We start from the raw sequence: 1,866 nt of genomic DNA on the forward strand, positions 1-1,866 counted from the left end.
AACTAGGTAGAGATACATTTCGTCTTTTTTTGGGCTTTTGTAGATCCAGCAGGGTCTGTTCATTTGCGCTAGCCCGCATCGCTCACCGATCCCCTAGTTCCGGCGTTTTTGGGCGCCGGGACGTGGCCAAGATAGACCGATAGCCCATTTCTCGTGCCAAGGTACTCGCCGAGAGAAGTGATTCTCGTGTTTTTCGCTCTCCCGGGGCTCTGGAGGATGTTTTTTCGACGGAACAGATGCGTCGGCCCCTCAGCACCGGAGTCTGATCGGTTGTGTCAACGTTGCCGGATGTAATAGGGTTTATCCAGGGGGTGACCAAGCAGGGTGCTGCTTGAGATTGGCCAGGATCTGAGCGATGTCGCTGGCGTAGGGGGATGCTTCCGAGAAGGACAGCCAGACTTTGCGTACCGTCAGATGCAGACGGGCGCCGATTTTCAGCAGTTTCAGGCGGATCGTCGTGCTCTGGGCCTTGGCAAACGCCGTACCAGTCAGCCCCAGCCGACGCAGGCCATGCAGCAGGACATAGGCGAAAGAAGAGAAGTACAGCCGCAGTTGGTTCGCCCGCAGGGTGGCACTGCTGGTGCGATCGGCGAACAGTCCCAGTTGCTGCTCCTTGATCCGGTTTTGTTCGGCGCATCCCTGCGCCTCACACCTTCGGGGCTTGCGCGAAAATTCATTCCCGATGAATTTTTCCATCTCGCCACGGGCACAGTAAAGATCTTCGTATAAATGTTGGGCATCCGCGTCACGGGTGCTCAGGTTGGTGATGACAAAACGCGGATTGGCCTTGCCCGGCAGGTATTCCGCCTTGCCGATCACCCGCCGTTCACAGGACCAGGATTTGCGCGTGCGGTAGCGGAAGTCACGGAAACACCGGGCGGTCTCGCCGGTGCGCTCACAGGCCAGGCGGGCCTCTTCCATTTCTTTGCCCAAGGCCTGTTGCAGGCGCTTGTTGCGCGCCAGACCCAGAACATAGCCCACGTCGTTGGTCTCGCACTAGGCCATGATCGCATCTCGGCAGAAACCCGAGTCTGCGCGAATGATGATCCGCGTCTTTGGCCAACGTGCGCGGATCTGACCTACGATGCGTTGCAACTCGTCCACACTGCCTGATGAGGCATCCTTGTCCGCCGTACGCAACCGGGCGCACAGCAGGTGCTCACCACTGAAGATATACAGCGGCAGGTAGCAATAGCAGCGGTAGTAGCCGTGGAAAAAACGCCCTTCCTGCTGACCGTGCAGCGGATCATCAGTCGCATCCAGGTCGAGCCAGATCTTGCGCGGGGGCTTGCGGTACGACTCCAGGAAAAGATCGACCAGCAGTCGATCCATTGCTTCATTATCCGCGGCAATCCGCTTGTAACGGTCTGATATAGCCGATTTCGGTATGCCCAGCTCCAGGCGGTTGAGCGTGCTCGAAGCGGCCAGCGGGTTCCCCCGGTCCTGCTCGCGCACCCGCCGCTCTCCGGTCAGGTCCCGCTTGCCCACCAGCAAGGCGAGAGTGCTGTCCTTGCGCAAATCATCGTGGTCGTTCAAATCTTCGTAGCCCAGCGCCAGACCATATACCCGCTGGGCCACCAGATCCCGCACGCTGTGTTCGATGCTCTCGGGGTTGCGGTGATCGGTGAAGCAAGCGGCCAATCACCTCGCGCCGACCCAGGGACTGAAATTCCAACTGTTCTGGTTTACACTCTGTATTCATAGGCCTCTTTGTTTTGTTGCTGGTAAGTGTTTGGTTGCTCTTAACTTTATGCAACAAAAAGAGGCCTATTTCCAGTGGGGCGGTGAAATTTCCGGGCTAGTATTTACTGTATCTAGAGTTTAGAGTTTCAGAGGAGAAAAACCACTAAAAATCTCAAAAAATAG

At 56.9% G+C, this 1,866-nt stretch carries 1 pseudogene; it reads right to left on the reverse strand.

From position 1 onward, the window contains the following. Positions 1 to 300 precede the first annotated feature (300 nt). Positions 301 to 1,641 (reverse strand): annotated as a pseudogene (locus ACOCD2_RS18295) (IS1380 family transposase). Between the last annotated feature and the right edge of the window lie 225 nt (positions 1,642 to 1,866).

Origin of the sequence: Thiolapillus sp. (assembly GCF_048562965.1) — a bacterium.
Classification (GTDB): domain Bacteria; phylum Pseudomonadota; class Gammaproteobacteria; order Chromatiales; family Chromatiaceae; genus Thiolapillus; species Thiolapillus brandeum_A.